We start from the raw sequence: 26,142 nt of genomic DNA, 5'->3' as shown, positions 1-26,142 counted from the left end.
TGACTATGTTCAAGCAACTGACGGTACTGGCCGCATTGATTGCGCCTGTGTCTCTGGGCGGGCAGGCGTGGGCGTTCCAGGAGCGGCACAGTTTTGATGTGTCAGTGACCATCCCGATCCATGAGGCTTATGTGCTGCCCTCTGAACCCGACTGGATGGGGCAGGACCAGGTGCTGGCCTGGGACCTGGCGACTGCCCGGTTGGGTCGTTTGCGCAAGCACTTCGATGTGAAAAACATCAACGGCGGCGTGGCGGCGCGGCTCGGCGATACACCCTACCTGTTAAGTGGCCGCAACCGCATCGACTTGCAGGTGCTGTTCAACCGGGTGCCGTTGACGCTGGATTCGACTCTGGTACTCAGCGCAGATGAAGCGCGTGCAGGTCGGCGTGCCGAACTGGAAATCGCCGCCATTGAACCGGAGGACGGTTACAAGGGCGGCGATTATTACGGCACGGTGCACCTGCTGTTTGATTTTCCGGCGCCTTGATCAAGTCCGGTTTTTACGTGTCCCCGCGCGGTTCAACGCTTCGCGGGTCAGGTCCCGCAGCCACTGTTTGTGACGGTATCCCAACTCGTTGAGCGTCGTGTTGTACAGTGTCGAGCTCATGGGGTTACCGGATAACACGCTGCTTTCGTCCAAGCCCAGCGCCTGTGCCAGGCTGCGCAGTTTTTCCCGCTGGGGTTCCAGATCGGTCTCAGGCAGGTCTTGTGAGTCTGCGTAGTTTTGTTGCAGCGCTTGCAGGTCATCGAGCTGGGCGTACTTCAGGTCAAAGGTGGTGTCGTTGTTCCAGCGGGCGATGGGGTTATGCTGCTCGAGGTAAAGCTCCCAGCGGTTGTCCAGCAGCATCTGGTTGACCAGCCCGTCACCTTCTTCCTGCCTGGCTACTGCGCTGGCAACTTTCTCGATCTGCTCGGGGGTCACGTCAGCGAGTGTACGGTAGGTCATATGGGTCGATAGCCACGGTAGATCCAGTCGGTCTGCCAGTGTGCTGCGATAGGCCAGGTGAATGCCGGCCTCATCGATCTCTCCATGCTCGCCGTCGACGACCTGCGACCAGAGGCGCTGACCGAGCCCGCCCTGTTCTTTGGGTTTGAGGCGGTGGGCGATATCTTCACCAATGGCTTTGCCCATGTAAGCATCGCGAGCGGCTCCGCGGGCCAATACCACCAGCCTGGCCTCAAGTTCCGCCGGTGATGTGCTGGTCCGATAGGCTTCGCTGACGAGGACTTCGACGCCCAGTTTCTGAAAAATCAACGCGCCGGCGTCGGGGCACAACCCGGGGTAGCGGGCGTCCTTGAACACGCGTTCGCGCAGTTCGCTGTCGGCTTCCACTGCTCTGAGCAAGCGCCAGACTCTCTGGCTCAGTTCAGGGTGATTGCTCTGGTAGGCCAAGCGGTCCTCCTCGGCTTGAAACGCATCCGGCTCCTCAAGGGACTTGATCACTTCAAACAGGCCCTGGGAGCCCGGTTCTTTTTCAATCTCATCCCAGAGTTGCCGGTGGCGTTCAACCTCTTCAGGCTTGATGTAGGTGAGCCAGGGCGTACTCTCGCCTTTGGGGGCGTAGAAGCGCAGCGGGTCCAACCCCACGGACTCGCGGTATTCGGCGAGCAAGTCTTGAAAGTCCGAGGTGAGTTTGCTCTGGTCCAGGCGTGTACGGGCGATGATGTCGGCATCATCCGAGCCCGGCTTGACATGCGGTAACTGGGTGATCGGATTCTCGCTCAGGTCCAGTAGAAAACCCCGCGGGCGGGATTGGTCCACAAGCCCGGCAGGCCAGTCCTTGATCTGTGTGTCGCGCAGATTCAGCAAGGTCAAGTTCGGCATCTGGCTGATATCCGGGGGTTGCCCCAATGGGTTGCCGGCCATCTCAAGTTGTTTGAGGCGCTTGAGGCGCTTGAGCGTGGCGATGGCTGAGTCGTCCAGCACCAGGGCATTTTTTTCCAGGTGCAGCCGCCGCAGGCGTTTGAGGTTGCCGAGGGTCTCGGGCAGCTTGGTGAGGTAGTTATTGCTCAGGTCCAGATCGCGCAGATGAGGGAAGTTGTTCAGAAAGGCGGCGTGACGGTCTGAAAAATCGCAACCGCGCAGGTCCACGTCGCTGATGTGGTTCAGCGGCACGCTAAGGGTCGGTAGTTCATCGGGCATTTTGGTGTTGAACAAATCGAGGGCGATGCCGCCACGGTGTTCGAAGCTCTCGTCCAGGTGAACAGTCAGGCCATTGGTCCAGCCGTCGTAAAGGCGCGTAGCTATTATCGCCCTACGCTTGCGCGCTTCTGGCTCCAATGGTGTGCCTTCCCAGCGGGTCGGGCCTTTGATGTAGGTATCGAGCTGATGGAACAACTGCTCTTTTTGCGCCTCCATCTGCGTCAGCGTTTGCTCACCTTCAATCGTTCCCAGCGTGTTTGATAAGCGTCGAATACCGTCTGTGCTAATGGCGGGAAGTAGCGCTTTGATGCGCTCCTCAATGGTTTTTGGTGGCATGTCAAAGTTGTCGGTTCGGCTCATTTTGCACGATGCGCCTCCGCCCAGAAGTACCTCGACCTCTGGTGCGGGCTGCTTGCTTATGGGCGACTCAGCCAATGCCAGGCGTCGCTCGGCCGGTGCCTGGTTGTGCTCGATCACCCATTGCCTGAACTGTTCACCTTCATCGGCGGCATAGGGTGGGGTACGTTCCGGAACCTGCGCCAGGGTCCAGAGCACAGACTCGTACAGATCGGCGGTGTGATTGAGCGACCTGGACTCGCCATCGAATACTTCATAACTACCTTGAGCGTTACGCACCAGGGTGCGCGTCTGGGGCGCATCGGCTTCCCCGACGCTGCAGCGCAGGGGGCCGGTGGGGCTGTTGTCACGTATATCGATTTTCAGGCCATTGAATGAGTCGCTGTGCAAACGCAGGGTGTTGAGCACCAACCGTTCGCTTTGTGCCGACGGTTGCCGGGGAGGGTAAAGCCCCTCGACGGCACGACTGGCCTGGTTGTCGAAGTTCAGTTCTCGAGCCAGGCTTTTAAGGCGCAGGGGCAGGCGCTGTTCGTCGGTCATTGCCTTTAATTCTTCGGGCCATGCCTGTTTGAGCAAGGCATTGGCGCTGCTCAGCGGCAGCTCGGGAAAGGTCTGGCGCAGCAGGGCTATGTGCGGATCGCTGCTGGCTTGGCCCAATTGATAGTGACTGTTGGCGATGTGGCCGCCAAAGCCATCCACGTAACTGGCTAATTGATTGCGCAGCGCTTGGGCCCGTTGTGCCGGGGGTAAGGTTTCGCCCAGCAACGTATTGACCTGCTGTTCTTCGAGAAAGCCCAATACCCGCTCCGGCAGTTTGGCCGCCATCACGTCGGCCAGGCTGATGGTCAGGGTGTCGGCCGGCAGGGCGGTGGCATTGCCGTACTTGCGTGAATCGCCGCTCAGGTCGCTGTTGTGAAACACTTCCAGGGCTTTGTTTGGCGGCCAGCCGGGGAGTTCTGTGACGGCCTGTTCGAACCAGTAGGAGTACGGATCGAGTGGCTGACCTGTGCGTATCTTACGGGCCGATTCTTCGGCAAACCGGCCGGCGCGAAAGCGTTCGAGGGTATCTACCAGCAGCGGCGGGGACGGTTGATTGCGCACGTACATATGGCGTAGATGGTCGGGATCGCTGCCACTGATGATACGGATCTGTTCGAGCTGCTCGGTCGTGAGCGCCTGGGTGGCGGGGCTGATACGGCGCATCAGCGTGTCATCGTTCCAACTGCGCGGTTGTTCGCCTTCATGCACCCAGGCACCGTTGCCATTGAAGCGTACTTTCGGTCGATAGGCGTGCGGCCGACTGGGATGCACGATGCGGTGGTAGGGCAGTTGCGGGTCAGGCGTGACCTGATAGTGGTTGTCAGCATGCGCCAGCCAGTGTTTTTGCGCATGTTGATATAGGCCTTGCGCATCAGGGGTGATGCCTTTGGGCAGGCTGATGCTTTGTTTGTAAGGCGAAAGATCCGGGTTCCACAAGCGTTTTTCGCCGCTGGCAAGCTCTACCGGGTGCAGGCCTTCAACGAAGGGCGACAGCTTGAGGGTGAGTGTCTGGCCGAGAGTGCCGGCCCCCACCCAAACCCCCAACTGCACCACCGCCTCCATGACCTCCATGGCATGACCGATGGCTTCCAGCCCTTTGCCCTGCGCCCAGTCAACGATACCTTCGAACACATCGTTGGCCACCTGGTAGGCGGTGTAGGCGAGCATCAACTCGCCCAGGAACGGCACGAACGGGGTGACCACCAGTAGCGCGGCATTAAAGATATCCGACAGGATCTTGCTCAGGTTGTCCCACCAGGCCCAGCGTGCCATCCGGTCTGCATAGGCGGTGGTGACGGCAATTTCCCGGGTGTCGTTGACGATCTTGTTGAGTCTGACCCGGTACAGGTAATGCCACAGCGTATCGGGTTCGGCGTGGTCTGAGGGCGGGCGGTTCTGGTAATCGTCAAAGATGTTTTGCACGCTGAAGTGCAACTGCGGCGTGTCGACTTCAAGTGTTTGCCAGCTGGGGCCGCTGTCGGTGCGTGCCTTTTGATGCCACTGCACTTTGTATAGGCGGCTTTGCAGTTCAGCGAAAAAATACCCGCGTTGTTTGTGGTCGATAAATTGACTGAAGAATTGCCGGTAGGTGGCCTTGGCCTGCGGTTGGTCCGTTGCATCGGGGGGCGAAGGGCTGTCGCGCAGTTGGCGCGTCAGCTCGTTCATGAACGCGACCGGCGAGGCGTATTCCTTCAAGGGATGCTCCGGGTCCTCGGGGATATAGGCAATCAAGCGTTCGATGTGTTTGTCGCGGCCTTGTGGCGCGGCAATCACCAGGACACCGCTCAAGCGGGCATCCAGCAGGCTCAGGTTGTAGTACTCCACCGGTATGCCATCCAGGGATGGAGTGGGCTTGCCCTCGACGATATCAAAGAGCAAACGCCTTGCATCGGCTTTGATGTGTTGCTGTGAAAAGGCGATGCAGGCGGCATATTTAAGCGAGGCTTTGTCGCAGGCAATCACCTTGAGCCGTAAGGTATCGGCCTGAACCTGATTGCTGAAACCCAGGGTGCTTAGTAATCGTGCCTGGTATTGCCGACCGATATCGAGCGTGCGGCACAAGTTCTTGAAACCCACTGCCGTCAGGGGTTGACCACTGGTGCTGGAGGTCAGCGTCAGGATGTTTTGCTGGCTGCGAGCGTCGACGCCGGACAAGAACGCATAGTCGGCAAACTGCTCGCTGGCGCTGAAGTTATGCAGTGCGGCATCCAGCAACGACACGGTTCGGCTGGTCACCCCTTTGTGTACGCCAATGACCCACCAGCTGTTCTTGGCGGGGGCATAAAGACGAATAAAGGTGTTTCTCACATCAACGTTGCCGTATTCCCGTAAGGCTTTTTTGAGCAGGCGCTCGGCGAATGAATACACGTCCTTCATGTATTTGAGTTGTTCATCCAAGGCGTTCCTGGCTGCCCAATATTCGTCCATCGATGCTCTCGGGACAGGGTCCGCAGGCGCGTCGACAGCCTTGAGGCGGGTATAGACATAAGGGCTGGCGGCCCGCACTGCGCGAACGCGGGTCAGCGTGGCAGTGCTGAGCCAATCCGGAATTGCATGCCGGATAAAGTCAAAGTGAATACCCTGTCTGGCGTGGCTGGCAGCGTGTAGGTAGGGGCGTTCGAGTAACATGGTGGGGTGCCTTTAGATGAAGAGTCGGATGATCAACCCGATCTACACTAATCACCCCGACCAGGAAGGCTGGCCTACATAACCACTACATCGCCCTTGCAGCGCACGCACGGTTCGCGGCGAGGGCGATTGGCGTTAATGCACGCTCAATGGCCAGGCGATCAGAAGGCAGGCCGCATGTTCAACGTTCCCTTGAGGGCCTCAATCAACGCACCAACGTTCGCGAAGGGTGTACCTCTAAGCTCATCCCAACGATCAATCAACAACTGCCCCGAAGCGTCCATTCTGATAGGGCTGGAAACGATATCCCCCGTTCTGGAGCGATGCAGCAGGTTCATGTGTCCGCCTGGACGGCGTTGGACCAGGAACTCGCCGGCCGTTCTCAACCGAGCGCGCGGTGACATTTTGCTGGGGATGACGGTCAGGCTCGGGTCCGATTCGATTGCGTCGAGCAAGTCTTCTATCGACAAGTACCGCTTATCTTTCAACAGCAGAAAATCCTCAACATAGAACAGCCCTGTAGCGTCCCTTTTTATAGGATGGGTCTGCAGCTCTCCTGTTATCGAGCGGCTGAGCAAATGGGCGTGGTTCGCTGAGGGCCGCTCGATCAGAACCTCGCCGGCGACGGTCAGCCGTTCGCTTGGCAGGGATGCCTTGGAGACAGACGATAGATTCACCTCTGTCTTGAGTTGTTCCATCAAGTTCTCCAACGTCATATAGGTCCGGCCCTGCAACTGCGGCCACCGCTCGACAAAAAACTGCCCCGTATCGTTAATTTGAATGGGGGTGGACACAATCGCTCCGCTGTCGGAACGGTGGAGCACATTGGCCTGGGTGGCTGAAGGCTGCTCGATCAGGAAATCGTCGACGTTTCTCAGCCAGGCGCGGTCCGGTGCAGGTTTGGGAAACGGCGTGGGCATGCCGGTAATGCCGACGTGCAATTTGAAGTCGCTGCGCAGGGCTTTGGTGCCGTGGGAGCCAATCTGGCCCTCGACGAACGTCCATCCTCCCCGCTGCAGCGGCAATGCCCGGGTGGGGTGAACATCGCGTATCCTCAAGCTGACCCCATCCTGCAATTGCGCAATGCCCGGAACACCCAGGTACGTGTCACAGTGGGAGTCCCCGATAAGCGCTACCCATCGATGCGGGCCTTGCGCCAGTTGGTCAGCCTTGATCACCTCATTGGCGAAATAGTTGAACAGGTTCATGCGGGCCTTGTCCCCGTACATGCGCTTGACGTAATAGCTGGATGTGCAGTCGAGCGCACGCACCCGAATACCCGCCTTGTTCGCGGCTTTGACCACATTGGTGTAAGTGTCGGGCCCGGTATAACCGCGCATATGGCCGGCATCTTGCGCTCTCAGATAGCGTTTCAGGTTTTTCGGCATTTTGCCCGTGCGGTAGAAAAGCTCCAGCTCTGCCTGATGCAGATCGGTGAGCAGGTGCTCCAGGTACAAGGTCTCGACGCCTTCCTTCTTCAACAGCTTCATGTATTTGATCAGGAACTGCTTACTGGAGGCATCAAGATGGGATTCGCCGATAACCAGCCCCCGTATTTTTGTAAACAGCTGTTTGATAAACGCTTCCTCACTGGTCGCCGTGGCGAGGTCGGCGAAGGCCGGGCGTGGCAGTGGGGTATATGCGGTAAAAGCCCGTTTGGCGGCTTCATCCAGGCGACTGCGTGTTTGCTTGAACGCCAGGTGTGCCGGTTGGTGTGGGTGTCCCATTCTAGGCCCGTAGACGATGTCAAAACTGTTAGGTGTATGCACCATTTCGTCCAGGTCTGCTTTAAACGTTGCGGGCAAATCAAACTCACTGAAGTGAGACGGTGATGGGGCGACCTGTGCCGCTGTTGAGGGGCCGGGCGATGGTGCAGCTTGTGAAGTTGAGGCCATTGTCAGCCTGTAATCACTGCGCGACAGCAGGGTGGAAGATGTATCAGGCACGATGCTTTCTACCTGGCCCGGTGGAACATCATCCACGCGAAGGGCGATGGCGCCCTGCAAATCGGCCAGGCCCGGCACTTCGTCCGTGCTCCCTATGCGATTGTGCTCAACCAGGGCGATCCAGCCATCATCGGGATCGTTTTGCGCAAGGGCTTTGTGGGAATAGAAGTTTCTGAGTTGGCTGTTGCGCGGGATAAACCGCTCTTTGTCAGAAAGCTCCAGCACATGCTCCATCTGATAAGAACTCGAGGCATCAACGCCGTCGATCGCGACCTTGTGCTTGTGGGCTTCAAGCATCAGTTTGCGATAGGTAAAAGGCGCGTCCACTTCCCACCCCAGCGCTTTGTCGACCCGTTTCAGGTGGTCCTCGACACGTTTCAAGGCGTAAGCGAGTTCACCCTCGGCTTCCCCGTTGATAATTTTAAGTTTGGTACGGAAAACATCCGCCGGCAGATTTTCAATGTACACACGTTTTAGCCCTTGCTCCGCCAATGCCTGCATGTCATCGATCAGTAACCGCTTACCGGCTACGCTGGTGTTGGATGCGCCAATGATCAGCCGTTTCTTGAGCGGGAACAGGGTGGCGAGTACGGTAGACGGGCTGGAGTCCGCTGCCAGTACCGGCAAGCCGGTACGGTCCGGGCGTGCCGGAGGCGAGGCGTAAAATGCCTGCGCATCTTCAGTCAGGTGTTTCACCTGATTGGCGTAGCGCTCACGTAGGGGCTTCAAATTAAGATAAGCCCCTTCACGTACGCCTTGCGCAATGACGTCATCCGAGTAGTTGGTGACGTTGCGCACATACTCAAGGTTGAGCGCTGACCTGAAGTACTTGCCTTGCTCGGATGCAATCTCGTAGCGCGCCAGTGGCTGGCCCACTTCCTCGTGGAGCAGCGTATACGTCTTTCTGCGGCCACCTCCCTCAACCCCGGAACGAACCCAATGGCCATCGGCATTCTGGTTCACCAGACGGGCTGTTGAGTGCATTTGCCCGGTGACGGGGTCATGACGAAACAGCAGATGTCGTCCCAGAGAATCCGGTGTGTTCTTGACCCAGAACTGATGGGTATCGAACATCACCGGCTTCATTCCGGCAGTGATGCCAGGGTCGATATCGTTGACCATCGTGGCCTGCTTAAGCGTCTTGGTCACAGGCCGGACGGGCAGTGCTTTAAGGGCCGGGCGAAAGTCAAACAGCACCGCGCCGCCCACATTGGCCAGGTAGCCGATGTAGTGTTTCAAGGCGGCGGCCGTGTCCCCCTGTTGGTAGGCACTGATGGCGAGCATCGCGTCCTTGAACGCCAGCAAGCCACCCAGGCCCAGGCTCAATACGGGAAAAGGGATGGTGGCGATGGCAGTGACCAGTTCGACGCACGTCCAGAGAACCCCCATGATCATCTCCGTGCGATTGACCGTGGTGGCAAGCACATCATCAATTTTTCGCTGCAACACCATGTTGTAGAGGTCATTGCGCAGGTCGGTCAGGGTGGTGGCGGGGGTTGTCCGGTCATAGCGCGCCGGGCTGGGGGTTGTACGGTCAAGCGTCTCGGGCAAACCATTGCGGGCAGTCTTCAGAAACGTTGCGATCCGTACTTGGGATTGAACCGGCACCCGCCCCTGCAGGTAATCCGACACGCCGTCGACTTTTTTCAGCCAGTAGTTGAACAGCTTCGCCTCACGAAAGCTGATGCCATCGGGGGCGTTGGGGGTGTAGAGCAAAACCGGGTTGCTTGCATGGCTGAACAGGTAGTTGCCCATCACCCAATCGCCGTCAATGGTCAGGCGATGTACCTGATAAGTGCTGCGGGTCGCAGCCACCGTGCTGCCAAGGCTGTCGATGGCACGCTCCAGCCAGGTCAAGTCGACCCGGGCGATAAGGCCACGCAGGCAGCAATCGAGCGCCGCGTATTTCATCTGCAGTTGTGTAATCGCCAAGTTGGCGTCGCGCCGTTTGGCGTAACCGGGGCTGCTCGGGCTTTGCAATTTGGCGCGCACTTCGTCGGTGTAGCGTTGACCGATCCATACACCGGTCACCGACCTTGATACGTTCTGTGGGGTCAGGCGCTTCAGGTCGACGCCCGCCGGCCCGCTGAACGTGGCCGAGGTGGAAAATTTCGCGTCGATGAACCCGATGTTATCCGTGTAACCGTCTCTGTACAGCCGGGTATAGGTGATGGGCTTGGGCAGGCCACCCAACAGCGGCCACGGCGCCGAAACGTATACGGTGTCCGGGTCGACATCATTCTGAGGGCGGCCCAGCAGGGTATTCAGGCTGAGTTTGGCCTGGTCGTGCAGATAGGTCTGGAAGGTAATGAAGTTGGCTTCAGAATCGGGCAGGGCGTTATAGGTGCGCAAGGCACCTGCGGCATCTTCGGCAAGGCTGGTCAAACGGGTTCGGTCTGCCGCCTGGGCCGAGCGGTACCACAGCGGGGTGCTGTATTCGTAGTCGTCCAGCGCAGCGCTTTGCGCATGCACGACCATGGCGTCCAGGCAGACCGTGTGGGAGCACACAGGGCCGAATGTCACCTCTTCGTGTTCCTTTGTGTCGGGCTTGAAGCCTAGCCCTGCGAGGAACGTGCCCATCTTCGGGCGAAAACGCAGCGGGCATTGTTCCAACAGGTAGTCGCTCATGGTGCGACCCTTTAACCGCGTTTTGTCATCGGCCCAGCCGAGGATATGCGTCTGGCATTCGCGCTCGGTGGTGAATGCCAGGAACTGTCGCTCGCGTGGCGAATCCGGGGTGCACAACAGCAAACGCCGGATTTGGCCGTTGGCATCTTCCTCGCGCAATAACCACAGGTCTTTGAGTTGCGCACCATGCAGCAGCACGGTGCGTGCGCACAGGAGCGGGTTCGTACCGGCCCGCAACGTTTCGAACAAGGTATGGTCTGCCTGGCTCAGGTCGCCGCGCAACCGGGCGACAAAGGCAAGCAACACCAGGCGATGATCAAACAGGTCGCGAGCAGCCTTTTTGAATTCAGTCTTGGCCTGCATTTCTTTTTGTAGCGCAGCAAAGTCCAGGCGCGGTTGCAGGCCTGGTTCGCGAAGCATGTCGAGCAGACCCTGCGCATTCAGATCGGCATGGTCGCCTTGCAGTGTCGCGTTCGCATAGGTGAGGGTGGTGTTGGCCAAAAAATCAGAGCCGGGCAATTCGTCGCCGGTGTGCAGCCCGTCATAGCTTAACTGCACCAGATTACGGGTCTGCTCATAGGTGCCGACATTGGCGACGTTGCGGCGGGTGGTGATGTTCAGGTGGTACGGGTTCAGGTCGTGGATTTCCAGCGCTTCGTCCAGATACTCGGTCAACTGGAAAGCCGTCAGGGCTTGAGGCGAAGCGACAGGCCCCAGCAGCTCGATATAGGTCGCCCGAGCCTGATTGTAGTCCTGTATGCAACGACTCAGGGTTTGCTGGTCCGTCGCTGCCGCGTTGCGATACCAGTCCGGCAGGCCGTTATAGACGCTGCGTTCGAGTAGCTGTTGGCGCCTGAACGCCAAGCGTGACGACAAGTCTGGCAGCGCTGCGGTCACCGCGTTGTCCAATGCTGACTTGAGCAGCGTTGCGTCGTGCAGCGGGTTTTCAACCAGGCTCAACGCCCATTCGATGTCCTGGCTGCGCTTGTCGATGATCGCGTTGCAGGTATGTTCGAACAGCGGCTCACCGTCAATGGGCAGCAATTGCAAGGGCCAGATATCGTCGACATCCAGCGCCTGATAACGCACCGGCAGGTGTCGGCAGAACTCCTCGCGACCTGCCGGCAACGCCAGCGTCGCCTTGAGTCGCTGGTCGAGTTGCGCCAGCGAGTCAAAGGCCTCAAGGCCTCGGTTTGGGGTGAACAGCAGGACCTGGCCGAGGTTTTCTCCCGACGTCAGGCTATCTACGACTGGGCTGGATTCGCGCGTAAGCACAAAGGCCCCGGCGAACTCCACGGTTTTATCCTGGTAGCTGAAGTTGAGCGAATACATCCCCGGTCGATAGTCCGGGCCCCGGGAGCAATTTTCAACCATGCGTTGTTCGGCGGGGCTCAGCAGGTAATCGCGCACATCGAGCTTGGCCTGCTGTTCCAGCGCGCCAAGACCTGCCGTTTGGATGAGGTAGCTCTTACGGCCTTGATTGTCCACTGTACTGACTTCGTCAAGGCCTAGCAGGTGGGTGTTCAAGTCGGTTCTGAGTTGGGCGAGCAAGGTTTTGCCGGCTTCTTGGGTGAGGTCTGCCTGCGTCAATGCCTCAAACAAACTGCGTGACCGCGCCAGCAGGACGTTATTGGCGCTGATCAGAGTAGTGTTCAGTTTTTCCAGCGCAAGCAGTTCGGGTGGTAATGCGACAGGCTCCTGGGTTTGCGTGCGCAGTTCTGGGTCGATTTCAAGCAGGTGGGTACGCGTTTCTTGAAGCGTCGGTGATGCTGCTGGTGTGTTCGACGTGCTCATTGGCATTGTCCTTATGCTGATGGAGTGGACCATCAGCATGAGGTTTGGGCGGGTTGTGCAGGCGGTAACTATTCAAAGTGCGGGTCAAGGTGTGAGCGCCCTGGCCCAACCGAAGCTGCGCCCTGTCTCGGGGCTGAATCAGGTTTGCAAGGCAGCTATCGCTCCAAGGGGCGTTCAGACGGGAGGCTGGGTGGAGGGACCTGCCTGTGGGGTTTCGATAGGGACTGTTGGCGCTGGCGTAGAGGGCGTTCCAATTCCCAGGCGCTCAAGGCGCCTTGTCATATGGCGGGTGCTCGTGAAGAAGGCGCCGTTTCTGGAGGATACGTATGTCAGCCAGGAGTCTATGTGAATGTTATTATTAAATGCATATGTCGTAACCTCCGCGCTTGTGATGGGCGTCGTTCTCGGGATTTTCGGTCGCAGATGCAACCTGTCCCAGTCCAGAATATGTTGGTCCGTGATCTTGCCATACCTTCCCGATGGACGCTTGAGCAGCCTGATTTGTCGGCTTATGCCGACCGGGCTCAATTCACCGCTCTTTGCAATGTACCTTGCCCACACTGTTGGGCTGATACGATGTGTCTCTACAAAGGCGTTTGCGGCTGCCCTGCTTTTATCATTGAGTTGTAACCACGTGTTGAAAAGCGCGTCTGTAAACTTTGCGTACCCTTGCGCGGGCGGGGGGGCTAGTTTGGCTATCCCTGCCGCGTTTATCGTCCCGTACTGATTTACATATATCCTCCACGTCGAGTGTGCGACATTTCGGTTTTTAAAAAAATCTGCCGGGTTCAGCGGGTTGCCTGATTGGGCATTGGCAACGACGTGCGTGTTCCAATCCCTGAGCGCAGCGGTGAAATGGCTGTCGACTTTTGGCCCTCCGCCGGGCACACGGTTCAGCGTGTCCAATGCCCAGTGCTGGTTGGCCAGTTTGCGCAGCTTGAAAGACGTGGCCCCACCGCGAGGGGTGAGTACCGGGGCGACCAGCCCATGGGGGTCGTAGAGGTTGAACGAATTCTGAATCCGAAACACCTGCTCTTTACCTTGCCCATCGGCGGCGCGGACCAACCAGGCGGGGGGATTACTGGTGGTGCGATAGATGCCTGTGCCTTCGGACAGAGACGAGCCGGCGGGAATGCCATCCTTGACCACCAGGGCGGGAGACTCTTGTTGGAAGGCTGCCTCATAGGCCGTCAGATCGGGCTTGCGCGTGTTTTTCGCGGGCCTGAGCAGCATCTGTAACGGCTTGATACCAATACCGGCGGTGCGTGCAGTTCCACTGACCGTGGTGGTGGCTGTTGCGAACTCGAACAGCACCTGGCCCTTCCCTGCGCGACGTACGATCAACCCTGCAACGCTTTGCCCCACTTTGCGTAGGGCCTGGACCGTGGTTTTGCCCATCCGGCCCATCCACCGGAAGGCCGAGGAGGTCAGGTGCCCACCCCAAGGAAACCCGCCTAGCACCGTCATCACGACTTCAACGCCGAACATCACTTTGTTAAGCGTGGACTGGTAGGCCAATTCCTCGTTGGTCACGCTTTCAGTATCGGTTTTGTCCAGCAAATACAGCTGGTTTTGCCGGTACAGCCCTTCCAGGACATCGCCCGGGTAGGCGGTCAGGCGATGATTGAGCAAGCGGGTGTTGGCGGGTAAGCGTGCCTGCAGGTAAGCCTGCCAGGCTGAGGTGCGCATCAGTTTGATCAGTTCAGCTTCGTTGGCGACTTCCCTGAGCTCCACGCTGTCGGGCGCATGCGGGGTATAGAGCACCCGCATTTCATCGACGGCGGTGGAGAGTATCAAAACGCCGTTCACGGTTTGCCCGCCGCGCCCCTCGGGAGCGTCGCTGGCGGGATTGAACATCAGGGTATTGGCGATGATTGCCTGCCCGTCGACCGGTTGGCGGTCCTTGGGGTCTGGAGCGGCGAGCACTGCCGCCATCCAGGCGGCACCTTTCTTTTGAGCGGGGTCACTGGCCAATACTGTGCTATAGGCATCCGGACTCAAGCGGGCCAACAAGGTTGCATAGTCCAGGGTCGCCGCCTGGCTCGCAATCCAGGCTTTTTTCACGGCCGTCTCGGTCTGGGGGTCGAGGTGTTTTTTGAGGACGTTCTCGGTGTACGCGTGACCGATATTCAGCTCTTTGACCCACAGTTCGAGGCGTTCCTTGTCCACGGTGATGGCTTTACCTTGGGCGTCACGTAGCCAGTTGCCCTGCGAGGTGGTCAGGGTGGCTTCCAACGTGTCGTCTTCTGTCCACGATAAGCTCCTGGCCCATGGTTTGTTGTTTTTCAGCAGCAGGTTGGTCAGGCTTATGGGGCTCGACCTCACAGTTTCATATACTGAGGCAAAACCGGCACCGCCACTGATGCGGGTTCGCGTGGTACGGATGACCATCGTCTGGTCCGGGTCAATGTCCTGTGTGGGATAGTCTGGCTGGAACGCGCGTATCTTCACCAGCACCTGTTGCCTGGCATACTCGGCCAGTGTGGGAATCAGCGCGTTCCAGTGTTTGCTCAGTTCGTTCTGTTTCTCGTCTGCGATGCGTAGCTGGTCTTGCAGTGCCTTCTGGTCCGCTGGGTTCAGGCGCTTTTCCCAGTCTGGCCGCCAACGCTCCAGCAGCCGCTGGTTGCGTGCCACAAAGGCCTCTGCCATGTCCAACAGCTCGACCAGTTCTACACGGCCGTTGCTCTGGGGGTCCGGTTCACCCTCGCTCAGGCCCAGGATGGCTTCGATATCAGACTGCTGCTTGTCCAGTAATGCTTGAATGCTGTCGGCGACAAAATCACTGGCTATCGGTGCAAAGGTGGTGCGCAGGTCACTGCCCCATAACCCGGTTTTGCCGCGCAGTACCAGCAGCGGCAAGCTGGCGATCAGTAACTTGCCCGTGTCGTCACCGGTATCGATGCGTGCCTTGAGGGTGTCATGCAGTGTTTGCAGGGTGGCAAATTCTTCAAAGCCCTGGCTCGGGGTGTACAGCACTACCGTACCCGCTCCAGCTTTATGGGTACTGAGGTTTTTGTGCCCGTAGGGCCAATGGGGACGTACCGGGCGGGAGTCATCGCTGGAGGTCAGGACGAAGCTGCCGGGCAGGCGTACACCCTCTGCGTCACCGGTGTTCAGTGTTAATTGATACACCCCTGGCCGGTTTCCGTGGCTGAAGCGGGCTTCACGACGGGCCTGGGTCGGGCATTGCAGCACCTGATCAATCAGCCGTTTGGCCTGCGGGCTCAAGGTATTGTCGGCCATACCCAGGCGCGCCTGCACCTCCAGGGCTTGACGGTGCACCTCTATCAGCCTGGCCTGTGGGCAGGCCAGTTCAGGCGCTATGGGCGTCTGCCAGTAAGTGGTGATGTGTGCGGTCAACTTGGCCAGCAGGGCCTCCGCCAGGGCCGTCAGTGTGCCGATGTAGGGGATCTGGTCGGCAGCGCTGAAAGCCGTGGCGCTGCTGAAGACGCCTTCGGTGTGGCTCGCTTGTTCCTGGGGTTCATCTTCCCAGCACAATAAGGTGCAAAGCGCCTCCAACAAGGTTTGCGAGGATTCAAAATGGCGCTGGCCGTCGCTGTCGGTGCGGTAGCGGTTGACATACAAATTGACAGGTTTGGTTTCGTGGGCCAGTTGCGGGAAGGTCTCCTTGAGCAGGGCTGAGAACACGCCCTCCAGCGAAGGGTGTTTGTCTGGGGCCAGTACGTATTCGATCTGCTGGTTGAGTGAGTTCCAAAGCTGTATCAACTGCGCCTGTTGTTCAGGGTCTGGCGGGGTGTGGGCGAGGGCGGGCAAGGTCATTGGGTCTACCGGCGCAGGCAGGCGGGCGCACAAGCTCGGGCTACCTTTGAGCGGCAGTGCCAGGGCCTCGCTCAGTGCGCTCGCCAAGGTCTCAAACGTGGTAGGGGTGGCGCTGAAGGCTTGGTCGATATCGGCATCTTGCTGGTCACGCTGGGCTTGCAGGCACGTGCTGAATACAGGGCCGGTAATCGGTGTGTAGCGCAAGTTCTGCCCACTGCGTAATCCTTCATCGACAAGGTGCCGCTGGCTGAACGCAATGTTGACAAGCAGCCGGCTTTTATCGGCCCCCGTCACCAGGCGTCTGCGCAGGGTGTTCTCCAGGGTGGAGAAATGCTCGAATACCTCAACCCCGAATTGCGGGGTGTAGAGCACCGCCGGACGCGTCCCGTGCAATTGTTCGGTGAGTACGAAGCAGCCGTTCAGCGCCGCCGACCATTCGGGCTGGCCTGTTGAATACAGGGTGATCGCCACCACCTGTGGCCGTGTGGCAGTGCCCGAGGTCTCATGGCGCACCAGGTTGTCGATCAACTGCCGGCCTTCGGTGTGCATCTTCAGGTGGGCCTTGGCTGCGGCAACGTTCTCCAGTGCTTGAGTGTCCGTGGGTTTTTTCTGCAACGCCTGCTCGGCCTTTGTGACCTCTTGCAGGGCGTCGTGGGTTTTCAGGTCCGACTCAAGCACAAACACTTCGCGTTGTTTTTGACTGATGGCCTCCAACACACTCAGCGCACCGGTGGTTGCCTGGGTAGACGCCCAGAACACATCGAGCCTGCGCGCGTAAAATGCCAGGCTGTCATGGTGCAGGTTGCTGATCAGTTGATTGAAGGCCGTGACCTCAAGCGCGGATATTTCGCCGTCGCGACCCGTGTCGTGAGCGCGTGTGTAGAAGCCCACGGCCTGCTCGACTATGCCGGTTTGCGGTTCCTTGGCCTGCTCGGTCGGTATTTTTCCGGTGGCAATAGCCTCTTGCAGAACCTGGGTCAGGTTACGCGTTCGGGTGACACGGGGCTTGGGTTCGAGGCGGCCTGGAATGTCCGTTGTCGGGGGGTCGTACACGTACTCGTTCAGGAATACTGCATCGGGATCAAGCGGGGTACCGGGCACAAGGTTGGCCAGTGCCTGGCGCAAATGGCCAGCCATCAGCGTGGCGAAGTCCGGTTGGGCATCGAGCAGATGTTCAATGGCGGTGAGACATGCCGGTAACCGATGTAGCAGGTCTTCGGCTGGCGGAAGGGTAAGTGACGACATAACCTGGTTTCCTGTAGAGATAGGGTGACGGCACCCCATGTGAATCGAACAATCGACTCGACCTACACTACTTCCCCAGGCTAAAGGGGCGGCCATACATAACCATTGCATGGGCCTTTCATCTCTGCATTCAGCCGAGATTTTGGCAGGAACCAGGGACACGCCGGGTTCCGCCTGGCTGTAACTGTTTATCGGCACTGGCGATGGCGCGCCGGACTCTGGAAATTGGCCGGGATAAGATTACGCGGCCTTTTGCCCGACGCCTGTTTTTCAGTGTTGACTGGCCACGGGCAGGCACAGCGTGTGGCTGCCTGGCTTCAGGTACGGCAGCAGAATGGGCGCCATGCCTTTGAGCACCTGCACGGGCAGCGCCGAGGTGAACTTGAAGTTTTGTGCCGAGCTACCCGGGACGAAGGCGGTGAGCGTGCCGAAGTGTCGATCGCCGATATAGAACACAAAGGTGGCGGTGCGGTTGATCGCCTTGGAACTGAGCACCCGGCCGCCGGCGCCGATGGCTTCGATACGGTTGTCACCGGTGCCGGTCTTGCCGCCCATGGCCAGCGGCGTGCCGTCGTCCAGTTTGAAACTGCCGGCCACACGTTTTGCCGTACCGGCATCCACCACTTGGGACAAGGCCCCGCGCAGTGCTCGCGCCACTTCGAGCGGCATCACCCGTTTGCCTTCGGCGGGGTCGTTGATCACTTGGGTTTCATAGGGTGTATCAGCGGCAAAGTGCAGGCTGTCGATGCGCACCACCCGCGCACGCACGCCATCGTTGAGGATGATCCCCATCAGCTCGGCCAATGCCGCCGGGCGATCGCCGGAGCTGCCGATGGCCGTGGCCAGGGAGGGCACCAGATGGTCGAATGGATAGCCCACCGCTTGCCAGCGCTGATGAATATCGAGGAAGGCTTCGACCTCGAGCATGGTGCGGATGCGACTGTCACGGGCGCTCTGATGGCGGCTCTTGAACAGCCAGCTGTAGACTTCCTGGCGCTCGAATTGGCTGGCCTTGACCACCTCACTGAAGGTTGCCTCGGGATGGTTGAGCAGGTAGCCCACCAGCCATAGGTCCAGTGGGTGCACCTTGGCGATATAGCCCTGGTCGGGCAGGTCATAGCTACCAGGGCCGTAGGCTTTGTAGAGATTTTGCAGGCGCTCGTCGGTGAGTTTCTCACCGGTTTTGATGCCGTTCAGGTGGGCGCGCACGAACAGGTCGAAGCTGTCCTGGCTGGCGTTGGGTAACAAGTAACGGTGCACGGCGGCCAGGCGGATCGGCGTGGGGCGCAGGCCGTCGAGAAAGGTGTCGAGGCGGGCCTGGGTGTCTTTCTTCTGGTACTTCTTCCAGAACTTGCGCAGGAACGTCGTGCCCTCGCGGTCGGCGAAGTCGGCCAGGTATTCCTGGCGGCGCGGGTCGCTGTCGTCCTTGAGCAACTCGGCGCTGTTGCTGGCGCCCGAATAGGTGCTGAAACGTACGAGGTCACGCATCAAGCGAATGAACGGCAGGTTGATCGACTCACGCAATGCATCGCGCAAGGTCGGGTTGCGGCCGTTGTCTTCGTTACGGAAATTGTGGAAGTGATGCAGGCCGCCACCGGTGAAAAAACCTTCGTTGGGGCTGGCCGAATAAGTGCGGTTGAGGGCGGCGTCGAGCATGTTGGCCAAGGATTTATCCGGTGTCTGGAGCAGGTAGTCGACGGCCCAGCGGCTGATACGATCCTGTTCGGCGATGTCGACTTTCTTCAGTGCGGCGGGCGCTTGTGCGGCGTACTTGTCGTGCAGCTCGGTGATGATTTGCAGGTAGGTGGTGAGCACGCGCAGCTTGGCCGTGGAACCTAGCTCGAGTTTGCTGCCTTCGTTGATATCGAAGGGCTGGTCGGTGTTGTCGGTTTGTACACGTACCCGTGAGCCGTCCGGTGTCAGCTCGAACAGGGTGAAACTGTAACGCACCTGGGATGTGCTGGCGGGCGTCAGCAGGCGTTCGCCGAGCAGGCCCGTTTTACCGGCGAAGGTCGGGTCGGCCAGTTGCTTGAGGTAATCGGTGACCTGGGTTTGCAGCTCGCCGTGCAAGGTGCTGGTGGCGGAAAGATCCAGGCGATCAAGGTCGTACAGCGGTCGGTTGAGCAGCGCGGCGAGGCGGCTGCGGGCGACGCTGATACCCTTGTTGGTGTCGATGGGCTGGACGGTCGGCTGTTGCTGCCAGTCGCGGTAGGTGACTTGCGCCGCCAGCGCGGCCTGGAGCAGTTTTGGGTCGATGACGTCGTTCTGCGCAAGCAGGCGCAGGTGGCTGTCGGTGAGTCGTGCCAGTTCGTCGCGTCCCTTGGCCAGGTAATGGGAAGGGCGGCGCTGGGCGATCATCAGCGACAATACCTGGCGCAACGCGAGGCCACGCGCGGCGAGGCTGGCTGGCGTCGATGCGGTGTCGAGCAGGGCTCGATTGACCTGGGCGAAGTCGGCGCCGTACCACACCCGCAAACCTTCGGCCATGCCATGGACTTCGCCGTGCCCAGGCACGGCGGACAAAGGCACGCTGTTGAGGTAATCGCGCACCACGTTTTGCCGGGCGGGAAGGGTGTCCGGGCCGTTTTGGTAAGCCCGCACGCTGGCCGAGAGCATCTGGCGGATTTTTTCGCTGCCCGACAGGGTCAGGCCGTCGGGCGAATGGCGGTACTTTTCCAGTTGGGTCGCCAGGGTGCTGCCGCCTGCCGTTTGCCCCGGTAAGTGCAATTGACGGGCGAGCTGTGACCACGCGGCCTTGGCAAAGCGCGGCCAATCCACCGCCGGGTTGGCCTGTGCGGGTTCAGCGGCGAGCAACTCGCGGTTTTCAATGAATAGCAGGCTGTTGACCATCAGCGACGGAATGTCATCGAAGCGCGCATACAACTGGGTAGGGTAGTTGAACTGATACAGCGGTGCAGCGCGACAATCGGTGATGGTCAACCCGGCCTGGATTTTCTCGGCGTAGGGAATGAACAGGCCATGTCGGCTGTAATCCATCAGTGCCTCGGAAAAGCGCACCTGGGACTGGATCAGGTAGTTGCGCTTGAGCAGGCGAGGTAGGAATTCGCCGAGGGCGCTGTAGCCCAGGCGCTGGTCAAACGGCCCGGCGCCGGGATACACCATCGCATCGCTGGCGCCTGGAGCCAGGCTGTAGGTCAATTTGGCAGCCCACTGGCTGAACTCGCGAGCCTGCCAACGAGCAGTGTGGATCTCCCGGTTGGCGGCAAAGCCCAGGGCGATCAAGGCCATTAACAGGATCAGCCAAAACAGGCGCCGCCAGGGCCTGGTTTTTTTGGGCAAAGGTGCTGGGGGCGGGCTGTCGTTGTCGAGTTCAGCCTTGACGGGACCGGTTTGCCACAGAGCGCCCATAGTCGATTGATCCCTGCTTGCAGATTGATCGGACTTGTCTGAAGCGTAGACGCTGATTGCCGGTGCCATCAGGTTTGTTGCAAGCCTGGCCCCGTTCCAGTAACGCCTGCGTAACATCATGCCACTGGGGCTCGCACAGGCCGAAGTCGAGGTAATGTCTTCGTGTGCGTGAATGACTATCGGATTGCTACTAGACGAGTAGTTCAGATCGCCATTGCGCAGACGCAGTGGATGACGGTGGACGCGAATGTGACCGCAGGGCATTGGCAAAACGCGGCCAGTCTACAGCGGGGTTGGCCTCGGGCAGGTTGGGGATAAATGTGTTTATGGCATCGGATATTTCATGCTGGTCTCCAGTATGTTCAGCCAGATCGGGTCATTGGCCGGTGCCCAGCGATGGCTCACGCCATCATGGAAAAACACCATCTTGTCCTCCAGGTACCAGACGGTCATTTTTATCTTCAGTTGCCGCATATAGTCCTGCGCCGGACACGTAATGGACGCCCAGGGGTCGCAGATATGCAGGTTCGCCCAGTCGGCGCCCTGGAAATCCAGGGTCTGGGTCAAGCCCGCAGGGACGGTACCCACCACCACAAAGGTATGGCCTCGGCAGTTCCACACATGAGCGACGCCGCCATTGGTTCGGATCATTTCACACGCCACATGGGCCATCTGGTCACAATTGCCGGCACCGGTCTTGAGAATGACCTCGGTGTAGTTCGGGTGACCGACCTTGCTGTACTCCCATATCACAACGGGTTCAGCTTCTTGCAGTCGCAGGATTTCATCCGGGGTCGCCCCGACGACGTTGTTGGATCTCAGGCCGGTTCTCTTCAGCATCGTCTGGGTACTGGCGTTGGCTTGCTCGGCGAGGTACTGATTGTGCTGGGTGCCCAGGCCGGGGTTTGGCGGCCAGATGTCCAATTGGACCGGACGCGAGGCGACACTGATGTCCAGGCGCCGCCCCTGATCCGAGGCATTGAGCAGCAACTCGCGCTGTTTCATGACACTCAGGGTGCTGGCCTTCTGGCGGATTTTCTCGATTTTGGCAGGCAAAAATCCGCGCTTGCTCAACTGTCGGTACAGGACCTCCAGGGTCGGCAGTGTCACCAGCGGTTGGTCGGGAATCATCCCGCCGGCTTTTAAGAACTGCATTTTGGTGTCGCAATAGGCCCTGATCAGGGCTGTATCGTCCCCGCCCAGGCTGAAATTCAATTGGTGGAATTGCAAGGTGTCGGCACCGCTGGGCGTTGCGTTTGCCCGGTAAAAAGCACCCACATCGGGCTCGGCCACCCAGTGAGGCGTTGTCGTGTTGGGGAGGGTGATCTCCAGCGCCCGGAGGGTTCTACGGTCATTGATGAGGTTCACCAGCCCGTCGATTTCCACGACTTGGGTTTTACGGGTGAGCAGGTTGTCCAGGTCGTCTTCGGGCAAGCCGAACTGCGGCTCGTTGTCTATGCGTCTGCCGCTGACCTGCGGTTGGTAGATCAATGCTGAGGGTTGCGGGTGAGGGGTCAATTCGAAGCTGTCGTAGTGCGGGGTGACATCATGCACGCTTCGGTAATAGACCAACTGGCGTTTGTTGCCATCGATCATCGGCGCCGGTTGGATGCGAATATGGTCGAGCGCCTGGACTCGGCGTTTATGAATCGAGTCCTTAAAGGCGTACAGCCGTTTGCTGAAACAGATAAGGGGCACCCCAGGGCTGCGCTTTGCTCTGTCGACGGGGCAGGCCGTGTCGAAGTGGTCGGTGAGCTCGGTATGCGCCGCTGAGGTGAGTTCATCCAGCTGGCTGGGTTGTTTATGGGACAAACGCCAGACGCGGTCCTGGTCCAACAAGTCGGTCGCGTCGGCGCGTTGGATGAGCAAGGGTGTTGTGTCGAAAAAGGATTCTACAACGAGCGCCTTGTAGCCGTCGGCGAAGCTGACCGGGGTGACGGCCATCGTAGTGTCCAGTTGCAAACCTTCCAGCGCCGGACCGTACGGCCTTGCACTGAAGGGGTCAAAGGCATGCCAGGTGTTGGCGCGCCTGATCGCCAACAGAGGCGTCAGCCCCTCAGGGTGCATCAGAATGCCAGGCCTGACGTCGGCGCGGTTGATCAGCCGGGCGTAATCCATTGTTGTCCCGTGGGCCAGACGTTGCTGGGCCTGACGCAGTGCGCCCGCCAGGGCCCGCTGGCCTGAGTGGTTTAACCTGGCCAGGCCATGGGCCGTCAGGCGCACCAACGATGGCACCGCCTCCAGTGGGTTGAGCAACTCATTGAAAAAGGTGGCACTGAGTTTGGTCAGTTGCAGCAGTTTCAAATAGGTCGGTGCGGGTTTGATCAGGCGGCTCCAGCCACTGGTAATAAAGCCTTTGGTCGGCATGATCAAGCCAAGCATGTCGAAGAAACAGGCGAGGGTACCATCGAGCACACGCTTGATTTCCCCTGACGCGAGGTCGTGGCCGCAGGACCAGAAGGGTATGAGGCCCAGCAGCGCCTCTAACAACTGCTCGCTGTTTTTTTTTCGCTCTTCAAGGGTAGTCAAGCCTTTGGCCTGGGCCACCCAAATATCGATATCGATGAAAAAGTGGTGCTTGACGATGGTGCTCGCCAACGTGAGGTTTCTTGGCGAGTCGAACACCAGCGGACGGGCCGTGGCCGGGAGTCCCTCGAAATGCCAGAGTCGATCCACGATAACGGTGCAATACCTGCCAGGTGTGGGTGGGCGGCCTTTGAAGTAGGCGTCCTCATCAATGGCCAGGCGACTGCCCTCATGCAAATACGCAATCGGTCGCGTGCTGTGGGGGGAGCCGGTGGTGACTTTGAGTGGGCGGCCTCCCAGTTCCAGCGTGGCGGGAAGGCGGGTGTTTTGTCGCACTTGATTGAGCAGGGGAAACAGTTCGTAGTCATGGGAGCTGTTGCCTGCCGTACAACGCAGGATGAAGCCGAACCGGCCGGTACGGGCCATTTTCTCTCCGGGACCTTCATCAATCTCTGGCTTGCTGGCGGCTCGCCTCACTACAAGCAGTTGTACCGCCCCCTCGTGTAAGCGCTTGCGGTCGGCCAGGGGTAACTGCGACAGCAGGTAACTGATCGCTCGGATATAGGCTTCTTTTAGTCGTTGGGTGTAAGCACCTGCGGCGTCGCTGAACAGCGCGTTGACATCGCGCAACTGGCCAAAGTTTTTTTTCAGCAGGGTGAGGTCGAGTTCGGGCTCGGTTGAGCGCCATTTATCGTCAATGGGTTGCAGGTGGCCACCCATATGCAGATCCACCAATGACTGAAGCTTTACGCCCATGGTCGGTCTGTAGGAGGGGCGCCGAGAGGGGCCTTGCCCTTCTTGCAAGCATTTTTTATTCAGCCCGCGGTGGGTGGGGAAGACGCGCTTAAGGTCCATCAAGGCCAGGCTGTGGCGTGTGATGAGCTTGCTGCGCATGGATTCGGCCGCTTCGTGCAAGGTTTTAATACGGGCTTTCAGGCGTTCTTTGACGGCGTCGATTTCATCGACTCGGTAGGTCTGCGCAGGTTGCAGTTCGCCGTGGACGATTGCCCAGTCGATCAGAGTGGCGGTGGCGTAATGCTCGCGCCACAAACGTTCCTGGTCCGTCTCCGGCTCCTGGGTGGCAAGGGCGATGATGTCGTTGAACGCCAACTGTCGTGTTGACCCACAGGCGAGCGCTTCTGCCAGCATCACGCCTTGTTTGAACAGCATCCAGGCGTGGGACGTCATGAAGTACAGCGAGTCAGGGATGTCTTGCACCAAAAACTCCGGCGCGACACCGGCCAGCAACAGGTGTGCGGCCAACGCTGTGGTTTGAGACGTAGCAACAGCGGAATCAATCAGGTGCAGCTCAAGTGAACGGCGCAGGTCTGCATAACGATGCCCATGGTAATCGCTGTGGTTCAGGTTCAGGCCGGCGAGGGTGTATCGCGCTTGTGCGGCCTGTGGGTCGAGATTGAGGATCAGCGCGGCAAGAACCAATGCGTCTCGACTGGCGTTGCTGGTCGCTTCACCAGGGGCGTGGCCAAACCAGCCCACGGCGTCGAGCAACGAGTCGGCCAGCTTTTGCGCACGGGGAGCGGCAAGCAGTTGTTGCAGTTGTTCATCCGGTGGCCCTGGCGATAGATCGGCGGCCAGCAGATTGAACAAGCCGAGGTTGGGTTGTGGGACGAACGCAGCGCTGATTTGGATCACCTTGGCGCGTTGTTCTGTTGAAAGGGTCAGTGCACCCGGTAGTGGCATACCCAGGGCTTCCCAGTAATTGCCCAACTGAGGGCTAGCGAGCCGGGTGGTTTCGAGGCGTTGTCGATGCTGCCGCAAGGCGACGTCGGAATGCGCCAGATCACTCACGGGCGGCACCGGCACCCGTTCGCTGTGCCGCAGTTGTTGCATCAGTTCCCAGGCCGCCTCGCGATTATCCGGCAACGGCAGGTCGTGCAAGCTCAGCAACTGTGCGAGGCTGAACTGGCCGTCCTGATGGACGAGCAGGTTCATGGCCGCAGCGCAGGCTTGCAAGCGTTCAAGACGATCGCCCAGGGGCAGTTGCGACAGCTGCTCATGGCTGATGACTACCCGTTGACCCCAGGGGCCGGCGCCTGTGATCGAGTGTTGCTGGTGGTCAAATTCGTACAGCCCGGGGGTCAGTGCATGGGGGCGAGTCAAGGCCAGAAACTGCGGAAGCTGAGTGATCTCCCCGAGTAATGTTGCGGCGATCTTCATGGTTTCGGCCCAGAACGAGCCGCAAGTCAGCGGGAAACGGCAGCGATACACACTCAACAGGTTGAATGTGCGTTCGTCCAGGTCGTCTTCGAAGATCTGTGCGCGCAGTGCATTGGCCGCCACGTGCAAATCCTGATTCAGTCGCTCGAACGCGTCCGCGAGCGCAGGTTCGGTCCTGCTCAGTGCGTCAATCAGCACGCCGCGTTGGGCAAGCGTAGTCGGTTGGGGGTAGCCGTGGAACCGCAGCACCTGGCGGGCGCTCAGTGACAGGTTTGCGGCAGGATAGGCCAGGCCGATGGCCTCAGGGTCGATGATCTGGGCGATGGCCCGGATGGGCGGCGCGAGCTGCTGCCAGCCGCTGGCATCCTCACAAGTGAAGGTGGCATCGCTGGCATACAGAGTGCCGTTGCGCACGTTCACTTCCATCGGGTTGAAACGCCGCTGCCCGGCCCAGGCCACGAAAGAGGGGTGGCCGAGCGCTTGGCGATAGAGCCCGAGCCAGCAGCCGAGAGCGCAGTGGGCCGGCACCGGGAGTGAGCCTGCGGGGGCGTAGGGTTGGGTCTTGAGGTGTGTGATTAAGGTGTTCAGCATTTGCCGATCGCCGTTCTGGCGCTGGGATGGAGTCGGCTGGTCATGCGGGGTGGTCAATTCAGTCATCCATGAAGTCTCGTTGAAGGTGATGACAGAGCGTGCCGGTTGCGGGCGCAGTCTTCACCGGGACCTTTCGCCTTTTGCCATGGTTTGTATCGCTATGGCGTGAAAGCCTTGAGATAGAGCCCCTCGCAGTGAACATTGGGCGATGGTAGGGGCATGACGATGCACCCTGGCTGTGCAATACTCGCCGCCGTTTCGCCCCGTGGCCTTTCACGCGGGATCAGGTAATGCCCCTCCATAAACCGGCTTTTTCCCGCGAAATACCGCTGAAATTGGTGTGTTTTATAGTGAAAGGCCCTGTGTCGAGGTTTTTATACTGCACGCCCCGCTGATCTTGCCCGGCAAGAAGGGCC

6 protein-coding genes are annotated in these 26,142 nt (G+C 59.3%); 1 reads left to right on the top strand and 5 read right to left on the bottom strand.

The features are described 5' to 3' along the window. Positions 1 to 5: 5 nt before the first annotated feature. Positions 6 to 488, top strand: coding sequence for a CS1 type fimbrial major subunit (locus tag FFI16_RS20995; protein ID WP_138816671.1), 483 nt, complete (start codon positions 6 to 8; stop codon positions 486 to 488). Here the strand turns inward: FFI16_RS20995 and FFI16_RS20990 are convergent, their stop codons facing one another. The 5 genes from FFI16_RS20990 to FFI16_RS20970 all read right to left on the bottom strand — a co-directional run bounded on the left by FFI16_RS20990 (position 489) and on the right by FFI16_RS20970 (position 25,792). Then, positions 489 to 5,669 carry a dermonecrotic toxin domain-containing protein gene (locus FFI16_RS20990; protein WP_138816670.1) on the bottom strand — a complete coding sequence of 1,727 codons (5,181 nt, stop codon included), beginning with the start codon at positions 5,667 to 5,669 and terminating at the stop codon, positions 489 to 491. It lies immediately after the preceding gene. A 161-nt stretch (positions 5,670 to 5,830) separates the two neighbouring features. Further along, positions 5,831 to 12,076 (bottom strand): membrane-targeted effector domain-containing toxin, encoded by a 6,246-nt coding sequence (locus FFI16_RS20985; RefSeq protein ID WP_138816669.1) that lies wholly within the window; start codon positions 12,074 to 12,076, stop codon positions 5,831 to 5,833. A gap of 135 nt (positions 12,077 to 12,211) precedes the next feature. After that, a complete protein-coding gene (locus FFI16_RS20980; RefSeq protein WP_138816668.1) occupies positions 12,212 to 17,062 on the bottom strand; it encodes a dermonecrotic toxin domain-containing protein in 4,851 nt (1,616 codons plus the stop codon). Positions 17,063 to 17,332: 270 nt separating this feature from the next. Next, a complete protein-coding gene (locus FFI16_RS20975) occupies positions 17,333 to 20,431 on the bottom strand; it encodes a transglycosylase domain-containing protein (protein ID WP_138816667.1) in 3,099 nt (1,032 codons plus the stop codon). Positions 20,432 to 20,755: 324 nt separating this feature from the next. After that, positions 20,756 to 25,792: a hypothetical protein gene (locus FFI16_RS20970; protein ID WP_138816666.1), complete on the bottom strand. Its 5,037-nt coding sequence runs from the start codon at positions 25,790 to 25,792 to the stop codon at positions 20,756 to 20,758. Positions 25,793 to 26,142 lie beyond the last annotated feature (350 nt).

It is taken from the genome of Pseudomonas sp. KBS0710 (assembly GCF_005938045.2).
Classification (GTDB): Bacteria; Pseudomonadota; Gammaproteobacteria; order Pseudomonadales; family Pseudomonadaceae; genus Aquipseudomonas.
Note: the sequence above shows the minus strand (reverse complement) of the source record. Positions and strands in the feature narration are given on the sequence as shown.